General features: G+C 38.7%; 26 protein-coding genes. 23 read left to right on the forward strand and 3 right to left on the reverse strand.

Going from position 1 to position 24,320, the window contains the following annotated elements; genetic code table 11:
• The first annotated feature begins 226 nt into the window (after positions 1-226).
• From HOO54_RS22895 to HOO54_RS23005, 23 genes are all read left to right on the forward strand, one after another.
• Positions 227-745 (forward strand): phage terminase small subunit P27 family, encoded by a 519-nt coding sequence (locus HOO54_RS22895; protein ID WP_172292190.1) that lies wholly within the window; start codon positions 227-229, stop codon positions 743-745.
• On the forward strand, positions 742-2,451 hold the full coding sequence (locus HOO54_RS22900) for a terminase large subunit (protein WP_172292192.1): 1,710 nt from the start codon (positions 742-744) through the stop codon (positions 2,449-2,451). The genes HOO54_RS22895 and HOO54_RS22900 overlap by 4 nt, the downstream gene beginning before the upstream one ends.
• Positions 2,452-2,462: 11 nt before the next feature.
• Positions 2,463-2,651, forward strand: a complete 189-nt coding sequence (locus HOO54_RS22905) for a DUF1056 family protein (RefSeq protein ID WP_172292194.1) — start codon at positions 2,463-2,465, stop codon at positions 2,649-2,651.
• Positions 2,652-3,956, forward strand: a complete 1,305-nt coding sequence (locus HOO54_RS22910) for a phage portal protein (RefSeq protein ID WP_172292196.1) — start codon at positions 2,652-2,654, stop codon at positions 3,954-3,956.
• Entirely contained in the window at positions 3,907-4,632 is a 726-nt protein-coding gene (locus HOO54_RS22915; protein WP_172292198.1) for a head maturation protease, ClpP-related, read from the forward strand. Before HOO54_RS22910 ends, HOO54_RS22915 begins: the two co-directional genes overlap by 50 nt.
• A 39-nt stretch (positions 4,633-4,671) precedes the next feature.
• On the forward strand, positions 4,672-5,952 hold the full coding sequence (locus HOO54_RS22920) for a phage major capsid protein (protein WP_253907589.1): 1,281 nt from the start codon (positions 4,672-4,674) through the stop codon (positions 5,950-5,952).
• Positions 5,953-5,980: 28 nt separating this feature from the next.
• Complete coding sequence (locus HOO54_RS22925; RefSeq protein WP_172292200.1) at positions 5,981-6,283, forward strand: head-tail connector protein; 303 nt, start codon at positions 5,981-5,983, stop codon at positions 6,281-6,283.
• On the forward strand, positions 6,273-6,581 hold the full coding sequence (locus HOO54_RS22930) for a phage head closure protein (RefSeq protein WP_172292202.1): 309 nt from the start codon (positions 6,273-6,275) through the stop codon (positions 6,579-6,581). Before HOO54_RS22925 ends, HOO54_RS22930 begins: the two co-directional genes overlap by 11 nt.
• Positions 6,581-6,979, forward strand: a complete 399-nt coding sequence (locus HOO54_RS22935) for an HK97-gp10 family putative phage morphogenesis protein (RefSeq protein WP_172292204.1) — start codon at positions 6,581-6,583, stop codon at positions 6,977-6,979. The genes HOO54_RS22930 and HOO54_RS22935 overlap by 1 nt, the downstream gene beginning before the upstream one ends.
• Positions 6,976-7,359: a hypothetical protein gene (locus tag HOO54_RS22940; RefSeq protein ID WP_172292206.1), complete on the forward strand. Its 384-nt coding sequence runs from the start codon at positions 6,976-6,978 to the stop codon at positions 7,357-7,359. Before HOO54_RS22935 ends, HOO54_RS22940 begins: the two co-directional genes overlap by 4 nt.
• A 14-nt stretch (positions 7,360-7,373) precedes the next feature.
• Complete coding sequence (locus tag HOO54_RS22945) at positions 7,374-7,979, forward strand: major tail protein (RefSeq protein WP_172292208.1); 606 nt, start codon at positions 7,374-7,376, stop codon at positions 7,977-7,979.
• Between the two features lie 64 nt (positions 7,980-8,043).
• Complete coding sequence (gene gpG / locus HOO54_RS22950) at positions 8,044-8,409, forward strand: phage tail assembly chaperone G (protein WP_172292210.1); 366 nt, start codon at positions 8,044-8,046, stop codon at positions 8,407-8,409.
• Between the two features lie 194 nt (positions 8,410-8,603).
• Positions 8,604-13,055, forward strand: coding sequence for a phage tail tape measure protein (locus tag HOO54_RS22955; protein WP_172292212.1), 4,452 nt, complete (start codon positions 8,604-8,606; stop codon positions 13,053-13,055).
• Entirely contained in the window at positions 13,055-13,891 is an 837-nt protein-coding gene (locus tag HOO54_RS22960) for a phage tail family protein (protein WP_172292214.1), read from the forward strand. The genes HOO54_RS22955 and HOO54_RS22960 overlap by 1 nt, the downstream gene beginning before the upstream one ends.
• A 12-nt stretch (positions 13,892-13,903) precedes the next feature.
• Positions 13,904-15,616, forward strand: a complete 1,713-nt coding sequence (locus HOO54_RS22965) for a phage tail protein (protein WP_172292216.1) — start codon at positions 13,904-13,906, stop codon at positions 15,614-15,616.
• A 36-nt stretch (positions 15,617-15,652) separates the two neighbouring features.
• A complete protein-coding gene (locus HOO54_RS22970; RefSeq protein WP_172292218.1) occupies positions 15,653-18,214 on the forward strand; it encodes a peptidase G2 autoproteolytic cleavage domain-containing protein in 2,562 nt (853 codons plus the stop codon).
• Positions 18,215-18,227: 13 nt separating this feature from the next.
• Positions 18,228-19,595 (forward strand): phage baseplate upper protein, encoded by a 1,368-nt coding sequence (locus HOO54_RS24550; protein WP_253907590.1) that lies wholly within the window; start codon positions 18,228-18,230, stop codon positions 19,593-19,595.
• Between the two features lie 14 nt (positions 19,596-19,609).
• Complete coding sequence (locus HOO54_RS25290; protein WP_375335794.1) at positions 19,610-20,059, forward strand: XkdX family protein; 450 nt, start codon at positions 19,610-19,612, stop codon at positions 20,057-20,059.
• Between the two features lie 58 nt (positions 20,060-20,117).
• A complete protein-coding gene (locus HOO54_RS22990) occupies positions 20,118-20,330 on the forward strand; it encodes a BhlA/UviB family holin-like peptide (RefSeq protein ID WP_172291990.1) in 213 nt (70 codons plus the stop codon).
• Positions 20,331-20,342: 12 nt separating this feature from the next.
• The gene (locus tag HOO54_RS22995; protein WP_172292220.1) at positions 20,343-20,606 is read left to right on the forward strand and encodes a phage holin; all 264 of its coding nucleotides are present in this window, start codon (positions 20,343-20,345) and stop codon (positions 20,604-20,606) included.
• Between the two features lie 129 nt (positions 20,607-20,735).
• Positions 20,736-21,011: a M15 family metallopeptidase gene (locus HOO54_RS24555; RefSeq protein ID WP_309244896.1), complete on the forward strand. Its 276-nt coding sequence runs from the start codon at positions 20,736-20,738 to the stop codon at positions 21,009-21,011.
• Between the two features lie 71 nt (positions 21,012-21,082).
• Positions 21,083-21,253: a hypothetical protein gene (locus HOO54_RS24560; RefSeq protein ID WP_253907736.1), complete on the forward strand. Its 171-nt coding sequence runs from the start codon at positions 21,083-21,085 to the stop codon at positions 21,251-21,253.
• A 177-nt stretch (positions 21,254-21,430) separates the two neighbouring features.
• Positions 21,431-21,583, forward strand: coding sequence for a peptidoglycan-binding domain-containing protein (locus tag HOO54_RS23005; RefSeq protein WP_309244897.1), 153 nt, complete (start codon positions 21,431-21,433; stop codon positions 21,581-21,583).
• 96 nt (positions 21,584-21,679) lie between these two features.
• Here the strand turns inward: HOO54_RS23005 and HOO54_RS23010 are convergent, their stop codons facing one another.
• From HOO54_RS23010 to HOO54_RS23020, 3 genes are all read right to left on the reverse strand, one after another.
• Positions 21,680-22,084: a hypothetical protein gene (locus HOO54_RS23010; RefSeq protein WP_172292222.1), complete on the reverse strand. Its 405-nt coding sequence runs from the start codon at positions 22,082-22,084 to the stop codon at positions 21,680-21,682.
• A 30-nt stretch (positions 22,085-22,114) separates the two neighbouring features.
• Complete coding sequence (locus HOO54_RS24565) at positions 22,115-23,692, reverse strand: deaminase domain-containing protein (protein ID WP_253907737.1); 1,578 nt, start codon at positions 23,690-23,692, stop codon at positions 22,115-22,117.
• Positions 23,628-24,320, reverse strand: a 693-nt coding sequence (locus HOO54_RS23020) for a T7SS effector LXG polymorphic toxin (RefSeq protein WP_253907738.1), incomplete at its 5' end; no start/stop codon positions are given. The genes HOO54_RS23020 and HOO54_RS24565, both read right to left, overlap by 65 nt.

Raw genomic sequence — 24,320 nt, forward strand, 5'->3', positions numbered from 1 at the left:
TACCCCCCTACTAAAATCTTTGGAAAACAACCGTCTGGGGAACGGCGCGCCCTCTTCTGCAAACAAACACCGCTTTTCAAAGTTCCCGAAAAATACAAAATACCCTCTCGGCGATTTGCCAAGAGGGCTTGATATAAACGATTTGATTGTTAGTTTCATCATAGCATGTTTGACGGAAAAAACAAGCGAAAAAAGAAGATTTTTTTAACGAAATGAGGTGAAAAACATGCCGAGACCCGCAAAATCTGCAGCTCTTCAACTAATACAGGGTAATCCGAATAAAAAGAATACTGAGGAATTAGCCACCAGAGCTAAATATGAAAAACAAATGAAAATGCGTACTGAAAATATTAAGCCTCCTTCATGGTTGGATGATAAGGTAGCTAAAAAAGAATTTAAACGGGTTGCTGCTTTATTGTCTGAAGTGGATCTCATCACAGAGGCGGATATCAACATGTTGGCCACCTATTGTAAGATTTACTCTCGATATATTTCTATTACAAAAAAAATTGATGAAGATGGCATCATGATAAACACAGAAGGGTGTAATGAAAATGGTCAGCCCATCAAGTCGGTTGGTGAAGAACATCCCCTTCTTAAACGCGAGAAAAATTATTATGATCAGATGATATCTGCGGCCAACCATTTTGGCCTTACACCGTCTGCACGTGCAAAACTAGCCATCACCAAAACTCAGGAAGAACGAGAAAAGACGGCAGCGGAAAAGGAGTTTGGTAATGTATGAATACAATTAAACAGTTTATGATTGACTACTCGCGCGATGTGATATCGGGTGAGATTGTGGCGTGTCAAAAACATATTTGGGCTTGTCATCGCTTTTTAAATGACATTAAGAGAGAAGGAACAAGGGAGTTCCCTTATATATTTGATGACGAGAAAGCTAGACGGTTTCTTTATTGGATGACTCAGTTTAAGCATACAAAAGGACCTCTCGCAGGAGAAAATATTGTCCCCGAACCAATCCAAATTTTTATTTTTGGCAATGTGTATGGGTGGGTTCACAAAGAAACAAGGTATCGCAGATTCACAAAAGTATATTGGCAAGTTGGACGTAAGAACGCGAAAACACAAAGTTTAGCTTGTGTTGCTTCTTATGAAGCTATGGCAAATGATGAAAATATGTCAGAGGTCTACATTGGGGCAACGAAAACTGAGCAAGCAAAAATATGTTGGAATGAGATCAAAGCACAGATTCTTCAGTGTGAGCTATTAAATAAACCTGAGCAAAAATATAGGATTGCCTACGGGAAAATTGAACATCCAAAAACACAATCTAAAATTGAGGCACTCTCTAAAGATGCAGGGAAAACAGGAGATGGGTTCAATCCTCAGTGCGGAATTATAGACGAATATCACGCACATAAAACATCTGAAATATATGATGTACTTGTTTCTGGTATGGCTGCACGAAATCAGCCGTTAATGGTCATTATTACGACTGCCGGTTTTGAATTAAATAACCCTGCCTACCGCGTTGAATATGATTACGTGTCACGCATTTTAGATCCAAATAAAGTAGAAACAAATGAGCAGTATTTTGTGATGGTTAATGAATTAGACAAAGGTGATGACATTAAGGATGAGCAGAACTGGATCAAAGCCAATCCTATTGTTGCTAAAAATGAACATGGACTTAATTATCTGCGTGGAGAGTTGGAAGTTGCCTTGGCTGTACCAGAGAAAATGAGGAACTTTCTGACTAAGAATATGAATATCTGGGTTAACATGCGTGAAAATGGCTACATGGACATGCAAGCTTGGAAAGATTGTGGATCTGATCATTTTCCTGATCTATCCGGCCGGGAGTGCTATGTTGGAATTGACTTATCAAAACGAATTGACCTGACAGCCGTATCTTTTATTTTTCCGTTAGATGATGGGAGCTTTGCTGTAGAAAGTCATGGTTTTATGCCTGAAGATACATTCTATGAACGTATGAAGACAGATCATGTCCCTTATGACTTGTGGAGGGAGAGGAACTGGTTAACCGTTACTGATGGTGCTGTAGTTGATTATGACTATATCAGAGCTTATATCAAGAAAATGGAGAAAGAGAAAGGATGGAAAATTAAAGAAATCGGTTACGATCCATATAATGCGACACAGTTTGCTCAACAGATGGAGGCTGACGGATATGTGATGATTGAAATTAGGCAGGGAGTTGCCACACTTTCAGAGCCTACAAAAGACTTTCGCGAAAAAGTAAAGGCGAAAAACATCATCCATAATAAAAACGATCTACTGACATGGGCGATGGGTAATGCTGTTACAAAAGTAGATGCTCAAGAAAATATCATGCTGGACAAATCAAAGTCAACACAACGGATTGACCCTGCTGCAGCCCTTATTAATGCACATGTGAGAGCATCTCAAATTGATATGACGATTGACTTAAATGCTTATATCAAGTCAGGATCTTTCAGCCTGTAGGAGGTGGGAATATGAAATTTATAAAAAGTATGCAGCCGTTTATAGATGATATCTTACTTATTATAGGGATGATATTCATTTCTACTGCCATATATCGAATAAATATCAACGCGGGTTTGATTGCGACCGGTGTTTTTTTATTTTCTCTTGCTGGCTTGTTAGGTGTAGATAGGCAGCGTAAGGAGGAAGGAGGGGATTAGATGCTATTAAGCCGTTTAAAGGGCGGGGTCAAGAATGAAATCGCAGAAGAGGATAGCGGCTCCCTTCTTCATCCAGCCAATTGGTTTAGAAATATTTTTGCTGGCACTGAAACCTCATCAGGTGAAAGAGTATCATCAAAAACAGCTGTTCTTCATCCCGATGTTTATGCATGTGTCATAGTTTTGGCGGATGATATCGCGAAACTGCCAATCAAACTTTTTCAGAATAAAAACGGCAATATCAAACAAGTCCAAAATGATATTAGTGAGATGATTCTGAACAAAGTCAATGATTATATGACAAGTTTTATTTGGAAAAGGCTTTTGGTCACAAGGCTTTGTACTTGGGGGAACAGTTACAATCTTTTGCTTTTTGATAAAGACGGAAATGTGACTGGAATCAGACCTTTAAACCCTGAGGCAACAAATACAAATATTGACCCTAATAACGGTCGGGTTTGGTATTCAACCACGATTGACAGCAAATATCGTGAGTTTTTTTATGAAGAAGTTCTGCATTTTAAAAACCTTTCTCTTGATGGAATTGTGGGACAAACTCCGATTTCAGTTATTCGTGACAATATCGGATCAAATCGAGCTGCCACAAAATTCAATGCAAAATTTTATAAAAATGGTGGCGCTCCGTTTGGCGTTGTCAAAGCACCAACTCTATTAGATAGAGAAAGTAAAAAAATTGTGAGAGAAGACTGGGAGCGTGTAAATGCGGGTCAGTCTATTGCAGTCCTAGACGCTGGTCTCGACTATTCACAAGTAACCATGCCGATGAAGGATGCTCAATTTATTGAGTCCATGAAATGGAACCGTCAGCAGATCGCATCTATTTATAAGGTACCACCACATAAAATAGGTGAACTTGATCGAGCCACTTTCTCTAATATCGAACAACAATCATTGGATTATGTCAAAACGACGTTACAACCTTTAGTGACAAATATAGAACAAGAATTGAACGATAAAATATTGACAGAAAACCAGTTAAAAAGTGGTTATTACTTTAAATTTAACCTAGAATCAGAACTTCGTGGAGATAGTAAATCTCGTGCTGAGTTTTATAAAACGATGCAAAGTGTTGGCGCTTTTAGCGTAAACACAATCCTTCAAAAAGAGGACATGACCGGAATTGGAGATATTGGGGATGAGCATTATGGGAATTTAAATCTTGTTCCTCTTTCAATTATGAAAGAATATCAATTGAACAAAGTAAAAGGGACATCTGATGAACAGAAGGGGGGTGATGGCAACGAAGAAGAAAAACAAGTATTGGAACATGAAGATTCTGAATGATTCTACTGCTGAAATCACACTTTATGGCTCAATAACGGGTGAAGGATGGTTTAGTGAGAGTTCTTCTAAAGTTTTTCAGTCAGAATTGAAAAGTTTAGGTGATGTAAGCTCTATTGATTTGTACATTAATTCACCTGGAGGAGATGTCTTTGAGGGCCAAGCGATTCATTCAATGCTTAAACGTCATAAAGCTAAAATTAATGTTTATGTGGATGCACTGGCTGGAAGTATTGCCTCAGTTATTGCAATGGCGGGGGATAACATTACAATGCCAAGTAACGCCATGATGATGATTCATAATCCTTACATGGGAATGGTCGGGAATGCAACAGAATTTCGAAAGGCTGCCGATGATCTTGACAAGATCACAGAAAGTATTGTTTCGACATACCTTGATAAAGCTGGTGACAAGCTGGATGATGTTACTTTACATCAATTACTTGATGAAGAAACGTGGCTGACAGCTGATGAAGCATTACATTATGGTTTGATTGATGAGGTCTCAGAATCAAAGGATGTAGCAGCCTGTATTGATCATCAAATTTTGGCACACTTTAAACATGTGCCAGGAAAGATAGTTGCTAAAACAGTTGCTGAAAATTCGGCTGAAGAAGCAGGATTGGATGAATTACAAAAACAAAAAATTGATATGAAACTTGAACTCTTAAATCTTTAAGGGTTCTTTTTTAATGCCACTTTTAAGGAGGACAAGAATTTGAAACCGAAACTATTAAAACAAAAAAATTTTTTATTGAAACTAGATATTCAATTTTTTGCTGGAGGTGGAATGTCTAAAAAAGAACGGGAGTTACGCCAAACGCTAGCAGAAAAGCGTACAGAAATTGAAGCATTGACAGACAAAGGGAAAATTGATGAAGCTAAAAAACTACTTTCTGAAGCTCAACAAATAAAAGAGCAGATCCAGACATATGAAGAAGTCCGAAATATGCAAGTCCCTTATGAACAGGAGCAGACATCACAAGATTCAGTAGCAACTGGTCAACAGCCAACAGATGATATCGCCAAAACGGAAGTAAAGAACCATGTTCAGCTTTTTGCGTCAGCTCTTAAATCTGGAACAATACCGAAACCTCTTTCCGCAATGAAAGAAGGTGTGGATGAAGATGGCGGTCTTGTTGTTCCGCAAGATATTTCAACGAAGATCAACGAAAAACGTAGACAATTTGATACACTGGCTAATCTCGTTGATGTCATTCCGGTATCTACAAATAAAGGTTCACGAGTGCTTGAAAAACTAGCAGATATCACTCCATTAGCAAACCTTGAAGAATTAGCGGATATTACGGAACTAGAGAATCCTAAATTTGAAAACATTAAATATAACATTAAAGATTATGCAGGAATTTTGGTTCTTTCTAATGATTTGCTTTCAGATACACAAGAAGCGCTTCTTCAATATTTGACCAATTGGCTCGCTAAGAAATCAGCTGTTACGCGTAATACGTTGATTATTAAGCAATTAGGAACACTCGTAAAAACAGCAGTTTCAAAGCAAGACGATATTAAAGATATTTTGAACGTCAAGCTTGATCCAGCTATCAACGCCACAACCTCTTTTATTACAAATCAATCAGGATTTAATGTTTTGGATAAATTGAAGGATGCTTTTGGCCGGTACTTACTACAGCCTAATCCAACAGATCCGACTAAAAAACTTTTATTCGGAAAGCCTGTGTCCGTTATATCTGATAAATATTTGCCAAACGGTGGTACAAAAGCAGCGCCAAAATATCCGTTGATTGTCGGTGATCTTAAAGAAGCTGTTAAACTATTTGACCGTCAGCAATATTCCATTTTAACGACAAATGTTGGCGGTAAAGCATTCTATCGTAATTCTACAGATATGCGAATCATTGAACGTGAAGATGTTGTTCTTTGGGATACTGATGCTGTTGTGTTTGCAGAGTTTTCATCAATCAAAGATGCAACTCCAGACAATGGGGTTCCAAATCCCGGTTCTGGTGAGAACAAATAATAGGTGAATGAAAGCTAGGTGATGCCCAATGACAGAAATTGAGCAAAAAGAACTTAAAGAAGCGAAAAAATTTCTCAGGGTTGATGGTGATTTGGAAGATGATTTAATCCTGGGATTTATCGCTTCGGCGAAGGAATATATTACAGCTGCAACTGGTTTAAAGTTCCCAAATCATTCAGCACGAGCTGATATGTGTGTAAAAGCATTTGTAACGCATTGGTATGAAAACAGGGAAGTAGCTGGCACAACTTCAAACCTTGATGGGGTGCTAACGATGATGATCAATCAATTAAAATATACGGTTTCGGAGACTGGTTCCAATGTTGAATGACATGCGGTATCGGATTGAATTTCAACAGAAAAAAGAGGGCGGGCGCCTCCCTGTGGAAGGTAAGTATGAAACTGTTGTGGAATGCTGGGCCAAAGCTGAGGGATTAAAAGGCCGAGAGTATTATGCAGCGGCAGCTGTTCAGAAAGAAAAAACTATAAAATTTACAATTCGTCACCGTGAAGATCTTAACGAACATATGCGAATTCTTTTTCAAGATCAACCATACGAGATTGAATCAATTTTGCCGAACTATTCTCGGAAACATTTCACCACAATAAGGGCAAAGGCGGTGGAATAATGGAATTTGAAATGGAGATGCAGGGCTTTAAAGAATTAGATTCATATTTAACTGACCTTGCAAGGAAAGATGAGTCAATCAATAAAGCAGCCGTAAAAGCCGGGGGTGCTATTCTTGCCAAAGAAATAGATAAAAATGCACCTCGATCTGATATTGGGGGCAGTCATCCCCATATTGATGAGGATATTATTGTTGGAAACCGTACTCGAAAGGATTTGGATGGTGAAATCTATGCTGTTGTTGGACCTACTAAAGACACAAAATTCCGTGTTCACTTACCGGAATTCGGAACCATTCATCAGCCAGCTAATCCATTTATTCAGCGAAGTATGAGAAGCGCAAATGAAAGAATGTTACAAGCGATGGCAAGCGTAATTAAAAGAGGGTACAAGCTATGAATGTAGTAGAAAGGTCTTTACTACTGAAAAACAAAGTATTTGAAGCGTTGGAGAATGATCCAGCGCTTTTATTATTGGTGAAACCATCAAATATTTTTGAACTAGCTGTACCAATTGGGATCAAAAGTAAGCCAGCCTATATTGTTGTACAGGAACTAGAGTATAGAGCTACTCAGTGGGCTGATGGCAAGCCAATAAAGGATAGTGCTGTCTATCAAATTGATGTCTATCACAGTTCTTCCTGTGATGAGATTCTTGTTGCCATCGTTCATGTGATGAATCAATTAGATTTTCAAACGACTGTTTTAATCAATGGTTTTTTAAAAGATGAAGTCCTCATCCGGAAAGGATATCGATTTGAGGCCAATATTTTAATATAATTGGAGGTTTAAAAATGCCTGAATTTAGTTCAGTTACCGGGTTGGAAGGTGTGAAATTCGCACCACTAAAAAAGGAAAACGGGGTTTATATAGCCTCAAAAATTATAGATTACCCTTATGCAATTAATGCAAAAGTAAATACTGAAACTTCAACAGAAAAGCAGTATGCGGATAATAAACTGGTTGATATGGCTGTTACAACAGGTTCCACAAAACTGGAACTCGAAATGCGTGATTTACCAATGGAAATATTAGCTGAGTTGTTAGGAATTGAAGCAACAGATGGACTGTATATGTTTAAAAAGAATATTATCCCGCCATGGGTTGCTATGTCGTTTTTTGGGCCGAAAGCAAACGGTAATCATCGTCATGTGGGATTAGTGAAAGGTCGTTTCTCGTTACCAGATGATGAATGGAAAACAAAAGAAGAAAAAACGAATTTCCAAACAATCAAACTTTCAGCTGAGTTTATGGAGCGTGAGCAGGATAATGTCTTTAAAGTATTAGCTGATGAAGATGCACCAAGCTTCAGTTTGGATAAGTTCTATACGAAGGTATTTGGCGATGCTTACAAGTCTCCTAGTGCAGGAGATAACCCTAACGTCAATCCAGGAAAATAAACATAAAGGGAAGCCTTAGTGCTTCTCTTTTTTCGTACTCAATACTTTTAAAGGAGGAGTCAGCATGGCTCAAAAGCAAATTGCAATTAAATTATGGTTTGAAAAAGATCAAAAATATAAAACGTTTATTGCCCCTCGTACGAATACAAAAATCTTGTATGAAGCCTTGGAATTAGATGAAGATGCAGCAAAAAAAACAAAAAACATTAAAGAAGTCCTTAAAAGTCTAGATGAACGCATGAAATTTATTGTCCGAGTATTTCACAACCAGTTTAGCTTAGAGGAATTCCAAGAAGGCCTACAATCCTTTGAGGTATCTGATCAAGTAAGACGAATCATGGGCGAAATCATGGGATACGAAGAGGTTAAAGAGGACGATGATTTTTTGCAGACAGCGGAAACAGAAACCTTACAGCCAAAAGTGGAATAGAGCAACTCAATGATATTTATTCGGCTCTTTTAAAGCAAGGATGGACAATGACAGAAATAGATCAGATGGATATTTATCACTATTTAGAAGTTTTGGCACATGAAAACAAACCTAAAATAGTACCTATAGATCAAGTATTTTTCTAAAAATGATTTTTTTGTTGAGTTTAAGCCAGGGAAGCGGGGTGGTTACATATGGCGCAACCTATCGGAAACATGATTGTTAAAGTAGGGCTTGACGATACTGGCTTTAATCGTGGTATTGAAGGTTTGAAACGACAAATGCGTTTGGCAAATTCAGAAATGAAAGCCTCCGGAGCAATTTATAAAGCAGCGGGCAATCAGTCTAAGTTCCTCCAATCTCAAATAGAAGGCCTTAATAATAAATATCAGATTCAAGGACGTTTAGTTGATGAACATCGCACTAAATACAATAAATTAGTAAGGGAAAAAGGATTAGATAACCGTGAAACACAGATACAAGCCCGGCGGTTAAATGACGCGATTGCTGTCCACCAAGGTCTTGGAAATGAACTGAAACGAGTAACCAGAGAATTTGATAATACGACAAACAGCACCCGAAGAGCAGCGGGTGTTTTTTCTGTATTCAAACGTAACTCAGGTGAAGTATCTAAAGAATTAAATGCAGTTTATCAGTCTGCTACTACAGCAGGGAAAGCACTTTCTGCCATTGGTGCAGCTGGAACTGTTGGAATTGGACTCACTGTAAAAGCAGCAGCAGACTTTGAGAAAGCAATGAGTCGTGTAGGTGCTTTGGCAAACGCAACGAATGAACAAATGGGAGAGTTAACAGAAACAGCCCGTCATTTAGGTGCGACAACTCAATTCACAGATGGGCAAGTTGCTGAAGGGATGCAATATCTAGCGATGGCGGGGTATAAAACGAATCAAATTGTTGGAGCCATGCCGGGACTTCTAGCGACTGCCGCAGCTGGTCAAACTGAACTTGGTGTTACAGCAGATATTGTTTCAGATATTTTGACTGAATTTCATATTAAAGCTGAAGATACAAACCGTGTTGCAGATGCGATGACCTACACGTTTACCAATTCAAATGCCACACTGCAAGAAATCGGACAGACAATGAAATATGCGGCACCTGCCGCAAAAACAGCCGGACTCAGTATGGAAGAGTTAGCAGCAGCCACCGGAATCATGGCAAACAGTGGGATTAAGGCGGATATGGCAGGAACAGCCTTACGATCAACACTTACTCGTTTAGCAGCACCGCCAAAGCAAGCAGGCAATGCAATAGATGAATTGGGATTAAAGGTCACAGATTCAACCGGAAAATTACGACCACTGGCAGATATCATTGGACAAATCAATGAGAAAACTAAAAACTATACGGAAACCGAGAAAATTCGTATTGCCAAACAAATAGCAGGGCAACATGCACTTTCAGGATTTATTACCTTAATGCACGCTGGAAAAGACAAGCTTCAAGATTTCACGAAAGAAGTAGAAAACAGTGGTGGAACTGCTGAAAAAGTAGCTAAGAAACAAATGGATAATTTATCTGGATCACTTGAATATCTAAAGTCAGCTACAAATAACGCAGTTATCACTTTGGGAAATCAGTTCTTACCTGTTATTAGAGCTACAGCTGATGGATTGACTAAGATGGTAACTTGGTTTGATTCGTTACCTCCTTCTGTGTCTCGTACAATTGCTATTACAGGTGGAGCCGTCACTGTGTTTTCACTTTTAGGTGGTGCAGCTTTGTTGTTGCTTGGCTCTTTGCCAAAGATGGCAGCAGGATGGAATATGCTTCGTACTGCCGGTGGATATTTAACTCGTAATGTAAACCGTGCTTCAACTAGTCTTGGAGTTTACTCTACAGAAGCGATTGCCGCGGGTAGAGCCTCCAGAACAGCAGCCACAGGGATGAGCACAACATCAACAGCGGCAAACTTAGCATCCACAAGAATGAATAGATTTCACCAAACGACCAACTTAGCAACAACAAGAGTTGGTAGACTTGAACAGTCAGCTAGTAGAAGTACTAAGGTCATGAGAGGGTTGGGTGGAGCCTCTCGTGTAGCTGGTTTAGGTCTTGGTATGTTTGGTGGTCCAGTTGGTGTAATCGGAGGACTTTTGCTTTCTTTTGCCCCGGAACTATTAAAATTTGGCTCAGGTATTTTAAAAGTTGGGGTCAATGCTGTTAAAGGCGCTGGCGGTTTTATGAGACTAGCAAAAAGCGGTTTCGGACTGTTTAACATTATCAAAAAAGGTGTAGGGATAGTCGGCTTATTACGTGGTGGATTGAGCCTGTTGGGTGGTCCTGTTGGTCTTGCTATAACAGGAACTACACTTTTAACTGAAGCTGGTTTCAAATACTATGACAATCTAAAGAAAAGAGTTCTTCCAGCAACAATTGATTTTGGTAATGGTGTATCAAAATCTACTTCAAAAGCTATAAACGCTTATGAAGATATGAACATAAAAATCACAGCTAAGCTTAATACACTACGTGTGACGAATAAAAAAATCACTAAAAGTATTGCTGAAGATGTATCTAAACAATTCACAGATATGGGAAATTCGCTGAAAAAAGGTTTTCAGACAAGTGCAGATACGGCTACTAAGGTATTAACAGATTTTTATGCTTCTAATAACAAAACATCAGACAAGGAAGCTGCTAAAATACTAAATAAAATTAAAAACGGAAATAGCAAGCAACAAAAAGAAATTCAAGGGTATGTTAATCGAGTTAACCAAATCTATCGAAAAGCTGCAAAAGAACATCGCAAAACAACAGACAAAGAGAATAAAGAAATAGCTAAAATACAAAGAAAAATGTATGCCAAAATGAAGACAGCTCTTTCTAAAAGTAAAGATGAACAAATAAAAATTTCAAGAAAATTAAAAGAGGAATCTTCCAATCTTTCTGCAAAACAAGCAGCCGCAGTTGTAAGAAACAGTAATAAAGCTAAAAACAAAACAATAAAAGCAGCAAATGATCAATTTAATGCTGTTGTAAAGGCAGCGGACGATCAATATTATGTCAAAGGCACGATTACTAAAAAAGAACATGATGATACTGTTAAAAAGGCAAGAGATCAGAAAAAAAACACGATATCAAAGGCTAAAGAAACTCATCAAGGTGTTGTAAAAGAAGCCAAAAAACAGGCAACCGGACATGTTAGCCAAGTTGATTGGGAAACGGGTGAAGTTCTCGGGAAATGGAATCTTTTCATTGTTGATTTAGCCCGTATCATTAATAAAATTACTGGTGGTATAAACAAGGTTCTTGAATTTTTTCATGCCCCAACTATTCCTGAGTGGAAACCTAAAGGATATAGTGACAATGATAAAAAGATGCAGGTTGCTCCTGGTGCTGCATATGCGAAAGGAACAAATTTCCACCCAGGTGGTCAAGCACTTGTTGGTGAAGAAGGTTGGGAACTGGCTCATTCACCAGGAATTGGAACCTATATGATAGGGGTAGGCGGTCCACAAATCTTGGATCTACCACGAGGGACTTCTGTACTTCCACATGCTGAGTCTAAAGTGTTAACAGGATCAGGTTTACCTGGATATGCGGGTGGAGTCGGAAGTTTTTTCAAAGGAATGATTTCAGCAGGGAAAAATGTTGTAGATAAAACGATTGATGTGGGTTCAAAGGCAGTAGAGTTGATTAAGAAAGGACCAGGTGAATTCATTAAAAAACTGTTTAAGGGATTAATACCTTTCAAATCTGGAAAAGGCATTGATTCCATAGGAACTGGCATAATGAAGACCATAAAAGATGGAGCATTTCAGTTTTTAAAAGGGATTATACCAGAAAATACGGCCACGGATTCGAGTTCATTTAAAGGAACAGGTGGGACAAAAGCTGTTAACCAGTGGGTTAGTGAGGCAGCAAACATAGCTGGTGTTCCTCCTACATGGATACCTGGTCTTGTTACAATTGCCATGAAAGAAAGCGGTGGAAATCCAAATGCCATCAACTTGTGGGATTCTAATGCAAAGGCTGGACACCCTTCACAAGGGTTAATGCAAACTATTCCATCTACATTTAACGCTAACAAGTTTCCTGGGCATAATAACATATTGAATCCTGTAGATAATACTTTGGCGGCTATTAACTATATTAAGCGCAGATACGGAGATATACGCAACCATCCAGGTTTAAGATCGATGGCTCTCGGTGGTGGATATGTTGGGTATGCAAAGGGTGGGATTTCTCCCGGTCGTGGTGGTTCAAAATGGGCAATTTTAAACGAAAGAGGCTTTGATGAAACTACAATTACAGAAGATCCTTCATACCGCGAACGCAATATAGGATTATGGGCGCGTATTGGTAGCAAGCTTGGAGTTCTCCCGTCTTTACAAGAAGGGATGATTTCAAAAGCTCTTGTGTTGTTGCAAAAAGTATCGATGCAACCCGAAAAAGAACGAGGTTCTTCTAATATTCCATCTGTGGACATTAGTAGTATCGTGCAGAACCAAGAAAAACAAATCAATATGATGGCAAAACAAATTGATTTTCTGAATAAAAACATGCAGCTGTTACAACAGATTCTATTAAAAGAGAGTGACACTTATCTTGATGGAAGAAAGATTGATCAATCTACCGGTGATCGGTTTACCCGAACGTCATTTATGAACGGGGTGAGATGATGAAATTGTTTATTGATTATGATAATGGGCTGGGGGAGCAAAGTTTAAATAGCTTGCTCCCTTTTTTCGAGGTTCTAAGCTTTACACCTGAGGCTCCAGGGATAAGTCGTGAAACAATCAATATTCCGAGAATAAATGGAGTTATTTTGCCGCAGCACCCACGTGAAATCACGTATACGGAGAGAAAAATAACAGTCGAAATTTATATGAATTCAATTATTGCAGAAAATTTTTATCAGTATAGACATGAACTTTATGCGTTACTGGTTAAACCTTTCCCATATTATATTTCAACGGATTTATTGCCAAATCTCCGTTTTAAAGTAACTTGTGATGGGAATTTCAGCATTCCAAAACAGAAAGAAAAAAATCACGTAGTTTTCACTGTGGACTTTAATAACTTTACAGGATTAGCTGAATCAAAATCTACTTCTCTGACAAAACAAAATTTTAATGGTGAACACTGGAGCCCGGGGATGAATATTCAAATGCGTGATGATCTAAAATACATGTTCAAAAATCAAAAAAGGTTTCAGGTCTATAACACTGGTGACGCCTATATTAACCCTATGCAGCATGATTATCATGTAACCTTACGAGCAAAAGGAAAAAATGTCACGATCATCAATCATACAAATGGTGAAAAGTTAAAAATAGAACGCGAGTTGAAAAAATCTGAGTCTGTGACTTTTGTTAAACAATATACGGTGATCAATAAAAAGCCTGTCAAAACATCTGGGAGGCTTCCGGGGCTTGATATCGGAGTGAATGATTTTGAAGTGCAGAATACCAATGATTTTGACATCACGTTTGATACACGTTTCTACTACGCGTAAGGGGCAAGTGATATGGCAAATTTAGATTTTATTAAACAGATTGCACCAGACGCACAGAGAGTTTATAAAAAGCATGATATTCTTGCTTCCCTGATTATTGCTCAAGCCTGTTTAGAAAGTGGATGGGGTACAAGTGAGCTAGCCCAGCAGGGAAAGAATTTATTCGGAATGAAAGGTACGTATAAAGGACAATATGTCCTCATGTGGACGACTGAATATGACAAGAACGGAAAACCTACTCCCGTGCAAGCCAGGTTTTGCAAATACCCATCTTGGTCTGAATCGATTCAAGACTTAGCCAAGTTATATGTCAACGGGACAAGCTGGGATCCTAATCACTATCAAGCTGTCGTAGGGGAAAAAGATTACAAGAAAGCAACAGCCGCACTTGTTGAAGCCGGTTATGCGACTGATCCGAATTACGCCATTAAATTAAATAGTTTAATCTTTACTTACAAACTAACACAATATGACACTGTGGAAGGTGTCCCTGACGGACCAGATGATCCAGATACACCGACACCTGATCCCGAATTTCCTAGTAAAGAGTATGACGGGAAAGACATCACACTCAATCAGAATTTACCTTCTGACGTTACCTTTCCACAACTACATGTTTCAACAAAGGATGGAAAAAGTGTTGTCGAAATAACGGGCGTTTCAGTCGATCTGATGGACGATAAGACAGGGAAGAAGAGTTTTACCTTTACGATCACAAAAACGCAGGAGAACGCCATAGAATTCGATTTATTGGTAAATGATAATATTCTGTATTTGGATGAGAAGAAATTCAATCATCAAAAGTATTACATTACAGATGTTAACATCCGTCAAGAGAAAAATGTTCTAAGGAAAACTGTATCAGCGAGCCACATTTTCACTGTGCTTCTGATTAACAATCGCATTCATGAAACGGTCTCAAAAAAGCTAAAGTTAAGAGAGGCGTTAGATATTGCGTTAAAGGATACGAATTTCAAATATATTTTTAAAACGCCTGAAAGAGAATTTGATGCAGCAGAACAAGAAAATTTTGGGGATAAGAATTCCACAGAGTTGATGGATGAAATTATCCAAGATTACAAGCTTGAGATCGATGTCGATAACTATAAAATGTATGTTTATCAAAAGATGGGAAAACGGATTAATTTCACCTTAGATTCACGCTATAATATGCCTGGTATCTCCATTAAAATTAACTCACAAAACAGCACAACTAGAGCTTGGGGCTATGGTGCTTTGAAAAAAGGCAGTAGCGCAGATAGCAAAAAACCAAAATATGAATTTGAGCCGATTTTGTACATTCATCCAGATGAAAAAAAGTTTTTACTCGAAGGAAAACCACGTTGGGCAGAACCGATCAGGGATGAAAGATATAAAAAGGCGAGTATCATGGTTTCAGCGCTTAAAAAACATGTGAATCCATATCCTGAAATGACAATCGAGGCAGACTTTCAATATATCTATGAACCAAAACTATTAGAAATTGAACAGGACTTCTGGAAAGGTGATACGATTCATGTCTTAGCTGATACGGCAGATGGTATCACGTTTGAAGATGATGTACGGCTGATCTCCATTCAGTACAATCCTTTAGATCCTTACAGTAGTCCAAAATTGATATTCGCCAATTTCAGAAAAGATATTCAAGATATCGCCGTTAGTCAGGCTAAGCAGTTAAGAGATCAAAAACGATATATCAACCAACTTTTTCAAACGCTCAGATAGCGTTTTTTTATTTTTGTTTAAAAAGGAGTGAGGCAGATGGTGCAGCTGATAAAAAATTATGATCAAACGCGAAACTCCCGTCATCAAGCACAATTAAAATCAGATATGCAAAGTATTGAAAATACCTTAAATGATCACGAGTATCATTTGAAAAGTCATGAATTATCTAAAACAGCCCATACATCAAAACAAGTCGATCACGGCGGTTTTTCTGTGTCTTCGGTTTTAGAAGGATTAAAGAACAGAATACGAAATTTAATATTAAATACCGATGGGACGAACGTTAAAGAGGTAGTCGATTCGAGAGTTACAGCTGATGGCGAGGTATTTCCCTTGCTTAAAGAGCGATTAGATACGGAGTATGGTAAGCTACTACAAAAAATCAAACGTAATGTAAATGTTGACGATTTCGGTGCTGATCCGACCGGTATAAAAGATAGTACAGAAGCATTTCAAAAAGCGATTGGTACCGGTAAAGTACGTCTGAACCTATCAGCCGGTACCTATATTGTAAAAGGCGTCAAACTTCCGTCTTGGACGTACATGGTCGGTCAAGGCATCGGTGTTACTACGCTGAAACTGCACGAAGATACGCCAGCTAGTGAGTGGGTGGTCACGAACGCGGATCATGTAAAGGGAAACCGAAATATCGTTGTAGAAGGAATGTCGCTTGATTGGAATTCGGAGCGCCAGGGCGGTGTAAGTGCAACCGGTGGAATACATTCGAGCTGTCTTACCTTTGCCAATGTTACATTCGGGATTGCGCGAGAAGTAGAAGGCATTAATCCGGGGTTACATTGTTTTGATGCCTCTGCACCAAGCTATAATATTGCGGATGTTGATTATACAAAAAGTGGATGCCGGTATATCTGGTTTGATCGATGCGTCGGTTCGGGGTATGGAGATGACGGAGTAACAACGCACTATAGTGAGTATGTTTTTATCACACAATGTGTGATGACCAATCCTAGTGGAAAGGCCCATCCAGTTGGAGAGGCAAATTCGAACGGTGTCGAGGTAGATGACGGGTCTAAAAACGTTTGGGTTATTGATTGTTATACGTCAGGGAATGTTCGTGGTGTTGAAGTGAAAGCACATCCGGAATGGCCGGCGCCTTCTAACGTCCACATTACAGGTTGTGAATCATTTCGAGATGTTCGCGCGTTTGATCTTCGTCACATTGGACATCACTTAGCAAACGAACCATGGAGCGAAACAGCTCGAGATGTTACGTTAGTCAATTGTACAGCGCGTGAACCAGTATTTAATGATCTATGTGTGGGACTAGATCCACGAGCGCTTGTCGTTTCAGCTTATCAACATGTCATGATTTCAAACTTCCGTGCGATTGGCGATCCTACGTATAACTATAAAGGGACAACAATCATCGCTTTTCAATATAAGAGTCGAAAGATTAATGTTAACGGATTACAAATGCATGGTTTCGCAAAAGCTGGTACAGATATTCATGTGATCGGAGGCGATCAACGAACGGATGATGTTCATATCTCAAACTTTGCAATCCATGATTCGGCAAAAGTCGGTATTAGCTTAGGCGGTGGGGTATATTACGTTAATTTAATGAATGGTATCACACATACAAAAGGTGGGATAGCCGGTGTAACAGCGCCAAACAACCAAGCAAATATTGTTTCGGTGCGTGCTGTTGGATATACTGATGCGGCTGTGATCGCAGGTGAACGTTACCCCTTTGTTCCAAACAATATCAAGGGCGGTTTTAGAGCTGCATCAAGTTCTGGTTCTCCTTTGTCAGATACTAGCGCAATTATCGGCTCTACTGGTGGTGGCAAAGCTAAAGGTGACGCTAATGTATTGATCGGAACACGGGGAGGTTCCACAACAGAAGGCTCTCGGTCTGTTGTCATGGGTTCAAATAATTCCCATGTGAAAGGCAAAGATTTAGTTTCGGCTATGGTTCTCGGTTCTGTCAATGTCATAAACGACAAGAGTTATACCACAGTGTGGGGGTTCGGAAGTGAGCCATCAACGGCTAATAAACGAGTCGAAGTGAATGCAGAGGCTGGATCGGTACGAGGTACGGGAGCCGTCCAGAGCGTTTCAGACCTAAAGGACCTTGCGGAATACTTCGAATCTAAAGACGGAAACAAAATTGAATCTGGCTATCTGGTGACATTGGATGGCGATAAAATTCGAAAAGCGCAAACAGGTGAAAAAGTTCTCGGTGTTATTTCTGAAACTGCCGGCGTTATCATGGGTGGTGCAGCGTTTTACTGGAATGACCGATATCTTAGAAACGAGTTCGGTGGTTTGATCTATGAAACAATGATTAAAGATGGCTGTGAATATAAGATCCCGAAAGAAAACCCAGATTATGATCCTAAGATTGAATACACACCAAGAGAAGATCGCGATGAATGGCATGTAGTCGGTTTAATCGGTCAGGTGTTTGTTAGAATTGATGAAACAGTAAAAACCGGTGATTTCATTGTACCTAACGATGGAATAGGTACAAAATCGGATAAAGGTAAAGGTCTTTATGTCATGCGAATCCGCAAAGACTTTAATAAAGATCAGGGTTACGGTGTGGCAAAAGTCTTTATTCATCCAGGAATATAACGGAGGTGGTTAAATGATATATAAAGACTCCGGCATTCAGTTCGATGTAAACGCACAAGTCAAACGCAATATATCAACTAGTATTCAATACAGTACACAAGACACTGGGACGGCAAAAATAACCTTTAAACTATTGAAAGACGGTGTACCATTGCCCATATCAAACGCGACTCACGGAAAACTGTTTATGAAGTTCGCGGACGGTAGTCACTTTTATGTTCATACGGAAGTCGGAGACGCTCTTACAGGCGTTATTTTTTATGTCTTGACTTCGGAACAAATGAAGCATTTTGGGACAGTGCAGGCTGAACTTTATGTCAATTATGATAACGGTCAGAAAATGAGTATTCACAAGTTTTCTTTTAAGATTGATCAAGCTCTTGTGGATGCGGATATTGTCCCGATGGCAGAATATTATATCGAAGATTTTGAGACGCTCAAAACCCTTGTTCAAGAAAAGGCAGCACATGCAGACAACATATTAGACGAACTTCAAAAGAAGTTTGCAGAACTGAATAACGTTGAAACAAAAGACGGAGCGCAAGCAAAAGCAAACAAGGCAGAAGCAAACGCAAAACATTATACGGATCAGCATGTAGCGAATAAGGAAAATCCACACGCAGTTACAAAAGAACAGATTGGATTATCTAATGTCGAAAATATGAAGCAAGCATCGAAGATTGATTTTGATACACACAATGAAGATTCTACTCGGCATATTACGCCTGAGGAACGAATGAAGTGGAATGATGGTCAATTAACTAAAATATCTAATGACACTGGGGGCGTGTTGGTATCCATAGGAGATACGGATGATCTCTATTTGAAAATAGTTCAGTCCGGCAAACGATTCGGAACTTTTTATTGTTCTGGGAAAGCCAAAAACTCGCCGAGTCCTCACTCGTCAAGAGGGCTTTTTCATATGACCGGAACGGATGAAAAGGGACTAGGTACGTACGGGTATGTCATAGCGCTTGATTGGAAAAACAACCTTTATACGAATTATATTGATCAAACGGAAGGCTGGCAGGGGTGGCAACGGTCTTTATCATCGTCAGACTTATCGCCGGAATGGAATGCGGCTACACTGATCAATGGGGCAAAGCAAGATTCAGCGTTCCCGTTACAATTCTCCGTCAATAATAACGTTTTATGGTTACGTGGCTCTTTCAGTTCCTTACCGGCTATCGGAACCATTGTCGCAAAGTTCACAATTAAGCTCTCTAGGCTTGTTGATTTTGTTGTACCTACAATTGGATCTTACGGAATCGCTCGTTTTTCTTTAACCACTGATGGGGAGCTGAGATATGACGGCATCATGGCGAATGATAATGCAAGTGTTACGAGAGTCTCTTTTAATGTCGGAATTCCGTTATGGTAAGGGGAGGGAAAAATATGCACGTTCTTTATTATGATGCAAACTTTAAATATGCTGGTGAAGATGATGTTGAGATAAATGGTGATACATTACCGCCTAATAGTACGACAGTGCTAATCCCTGAAGGGCTATACGATCCTAAATACCAGCTAGAGAAGGGTGTGGTGTGGGTTGAATCGGCTACACAAGAGTATATTGATAGCGTGAAGCCTTCTCCGCCTGAACCTAGTGCAACCGAGATTTTGAGGAAACAGGTTGCTCATCTATACTATATGATCTCGATAGAAGGATCAGAAAAGACGGCAGATTGGTTCACATATATGAAAGGCTTTTATAAAGACGGTCTGTGGACGAAGAAACAAATTCATGATGGAGTAGGTGCCAGAAGGATTACACCGAAACAATATGAAGAAATCACTGGAGAACCTTACGATTCCAATAAGCCTCCTAGCAACAAGACAGAATAACAGAACTATAAAAGAGCCGATTGGGCTTTTTTATTTTGCCTTAAAGGAGGTGAAGCCTTTGGAGATGGATTTAACTCAATATTTAATGACACAAGGACCCTTTGCGGTTCTTTTTTGTTGGATATTGTTTTATGTATTAAATACAACAAAAGAAAGGGAAAACAAGCTTAATTCACAGATTGATGCACAAAATGAAGTGCTAGCCAAATTCAGTGAGAAATATGATGTTGTGATTGATAAGTTGGATCAAATTGAAAAAAATCTAAAATAGGAGTGAAGAAAAATGAAAAATTTTGATAAAGGTACAGTCGTTCGGACGGTGCTTCTTTTTATTGCACTTATTAACCAGACTTTGATGATGTTCGGAAAGGGTGCATTGCCGATTAGTGAGGACCAAGTAAACACACTGGCAGATACTTTGTATTTGGTGGGTTCCACAGTGTTTACGATCATTACTTCAATCGTCGCATGGTATAAAAACAACTATGTCACAGAGAAAGGGAAGAAACAAAAAGAAGTGTTAAAACAAAATGGATTAACAAAATGAGAGGGCTACCGGTTGGCAGTCTCTTTTAATTGTCAAAAATAAAAAATAGAGGTGTTTTACAATGGCAGTTTCTTTACAAACATTGATCGATCGTTCTATTCGAAATATGGGTCTGGTATTCACCCCGTAGTGAAAGAAACAGCAATCGAAGTCGTCAAAAGGGCATATAAAGAGAACATTTATGTGCAGATGACATCTGGCTATCGTTCTTTTGCGGAACAAAATAAGCTGTATGCGAAAGGACGTACTGCATCAGGGAAGATTGTGACTAATGCTAAAGCCGGACAGTCTAACCACAATTACGGTTTAGCAGTCGATTATGTTCTATATCTTCAGATGGCAAAACAGCGATCTGGACGGTCAATTCTAAGTGGAAAAGAGTCGCTCAAATTGCAAAGGCTTTAGGATTTGCGTGGGGAGGGGACTGGAAAAGCTTTAAAGATTACCCACATTTAGAAATGATGGGCGGTTTAACTTTGAGCCAATTACAAGCTGGTAAACGTCCAGTCCTCGTATCAAAAGTAAACAACGCAACACCTGCGGTTCCTAAACCAACTAAAAAGCAGTCGTCAAAGAAATCATCTTCCAGTGGTGGTCGTGCGATTGTTAGAACGATTCAGAGTACGTTAATAAACGCTATAAGTTAATATTAATTACGTATAAGGTTATCAAAGTCGTAATACTACTCTTATTACTTCCAGACCGAATTAAATAAGCAATTTCATGCCGGTCTTGTCGTAGATGGGGAGTGGGGACCGAAAACTCGTGCGGCTGTCGTAAATGTCCGTAAGGGAGCAAAAGGAAATATCACTTGGATTCTTCAAGTGTTGTTGATCTGTAAGGGATATGATGTGAATGGTCTGGATTCTATCTTTGGTCATGGACTTGAGAAGGCTGTGAGAGCTTTTCAAAAGGTGAATGGTCTGGCTGTGGATGGGATTGTTGGGAGAGCTACTTGGACAAGGTTGTTTGTATGAACATATTTTAGGCTGGGTGTTGAGTTTTTAATTACTAATAAGGTAAAAGGTGATGAATTTACAAAATTGTCACAACATCACCTTTTACCCCCATTTTTATGGCTTCAAACTAAGAATATATTCAATTCGTGATTTTGCACCAAAGCTTGATTCTATAACCTTATAATCTTTACTTCCCATTAATTGTTTACATTTATTTATATCTTGCAGTAATTGATCTATATCTTCTGTATTAGCTTCAACTTTAAATTCGTTACTTTTAATATAATAATCTAATTTTTCATATATAAAATCAGGTATTTCTTTTAATTTAAAACACTCTATTGCAACACAAATATAATATGCAGTCTTTGTGAAAATATTATAGTTTAGCTCTCTCCAATCTTCTTCAAATACTTTTGCTGCAGATTGAGGTGCTGTAAAACCATCATCCTCTACATATTCTTCAAAACTAAATACAACGGAATCTTTGATGCTTTCATAATCAACATTATTATTCATATCACAAACCTCCCCTTAAATTCTGTACTCCTATGGAGTTACTGTATTATTTGAAAATACATTTAACTTTATATTAGGATACTTTGCTCTGAATTCTAATATAATATTTGTACAACTTTGACAAGTATCTAACTCTGAGAAAAGATTAATTTCTCCTTTAATATTTGGGTCTTTTATTTTAGATGCAATGTCTTCAAGAATCTTCGCTTCTGTATCATTATATCTCGGAAACTGATCTACTACATAATTTTTGAAGATACGCTCACTATCTGTCGGTGTATATGAAAAATCCATAACATCCGTTCCTAAATTATCCACAGAATGAATTTGACTATGAGCAGTAAATTCATTTCTTATACCTGGTATATTAACATCTGCTGTAGCAACATTACCTTTAGTAAGTGACTTTATTTTTCTATCTATTTTTTTCCTCTGTGTGTTAGATAGATTTAAATATTCATCTGAACTTTTGAATGCTGTTATTGAATCAGATAATTTTGTTCTTACGACGTTAGCCCTATCTTTTAAAGTTTTTCCAATAAGATTACGAGTACCCTTAGTCCCATTGTCAACATCTTTCCCAGATTCATGCTTCCTCGGCTTAGAAGACTCATGAGGATGCTTACCAGAAACGTTTTCAGCACCTTTAGTAGACTCGTGATGCTTATCAACCTTGTGAACTGGCTCGTGTGATTTTGATTTTGGTTGATGCGGAGTTTTGGGATCTCCGTCACCATGCTTGCCTTTTTGAACATTTTTGCCTTCGTGTTTTTCGGTCACTTTTCCAGTGCTTTTGGTTGCTTCTTTATTCTTCTCAACCTTCTGAATTGATTCGTGTGACTTCGGTTTTGATTTATGTGGAACTTTAGGTTCTCCACCATGGTCACCTTTCGGAGTCTTCTTAATGCCGTCCCCACCATGAGCTTTTCCACCTTTAGGACTTGTAAAATGATCAAACGACTTCTTGATGAACTGAATCATCTCATGTCCAGACTGCCGTAAAGTAAGCGCATGTATAGGAATTCCTTCTGTTACGAGGATCTCCCGTGCAACTGGGTTAGGTAAGTCTCCTATTTTTATGAGTCCTTTTTTGATTAGTTCTCCAACTTCCTTGAGATCTTTAACGACTCTGTTTCCTACGACTATTCCAACGTGTCCAGCACCTTTGATTCCTTGTTTGATTGCCGTTTTTCCAGCGCCTTTGATTCCTTGTTTGACTATTGATTTACCCGCAGCGCTTGCAAATCTTCCAGCTTTCGAAGCAATTGATGCACCCTTTGATGCTGCACCGGCACCACCTGATATAAATGTAGTGACGATATTTAATTTAAGATATTCAGCATAATGTGTCCTTGAATACAAATCTCCATGTACAAAGTTTTTATCCCATTTTTCTTTTACTTCATCCCAAGCAGAATTCCAAGCTTTTTTATAGTCGAATTCTATAATTGAGTTTGCAGTTCTAACTGGATGTAATGCAGAATTTCTTACAAATTTATTTAGTGTTACAACACCTTCAAGAGTTTCCTTAACAAAATCATATCTAGCCACTGTTATTCCTTTTGCATAGTCGTATGCAGAGCCTAGATATTTTTTTACCTGCCTCATCTACAGGTGCTAAAACTTCTTTTAGTTTCTCCTCTCCTGTTTCTATAAGATTTATAACACCATCATCAAAATCGTCTAACTTCTCTGATACATAATCAATAGGATGTTCCCAGAAACTAACATCTTCTTCTTCAAGGGATTTAACATACTCCTGTTGTTCTGGTGAAAGGTTGTTATAACCAATTTCTTTAGCCATTTTAACATATTCATCAGGGTCAGATACGTTTGCAAGCTTCTCTTGCAACTCTGCAATTCTGCGGGCTTCTGCTTGCTCTTTTTTCGCATTAATATATGTAGTCGCTTGTTTGTCGGTTTTGATTGCTTCTTTATATAACTTATTCGAGTGAAAAGCCTTTTTATCAAAATACATAGGAGAAGCGCTTTTGCCATTACTTGTGGCTTCCATCAATGCTGATAATTTTTTGGAGACACTTTCGGCTTCAGCCAATGCTTGTGTGTATTCACCTGTCATAAATTTATCCAAATCGTCTACTGCATCAATTGCATTTTCCCGAGTTGTTTGTGCTTTTGACATCTCTACTGTGTAATTGTGGTCAGTCCCCTTATCCAGATCAACGATGTCGCTCACTCGGTCTATGATCCGATCCATGCTACTCTTGAGAGAGTC

It is taken from the genome of Bacillus sp. WMMC1349 (genome assembly GCF_013155385.1).
Lineage (GTDB): Bacteria > Bacillota > Bacilli > Bacillales > Bacillaceae > Bacillus.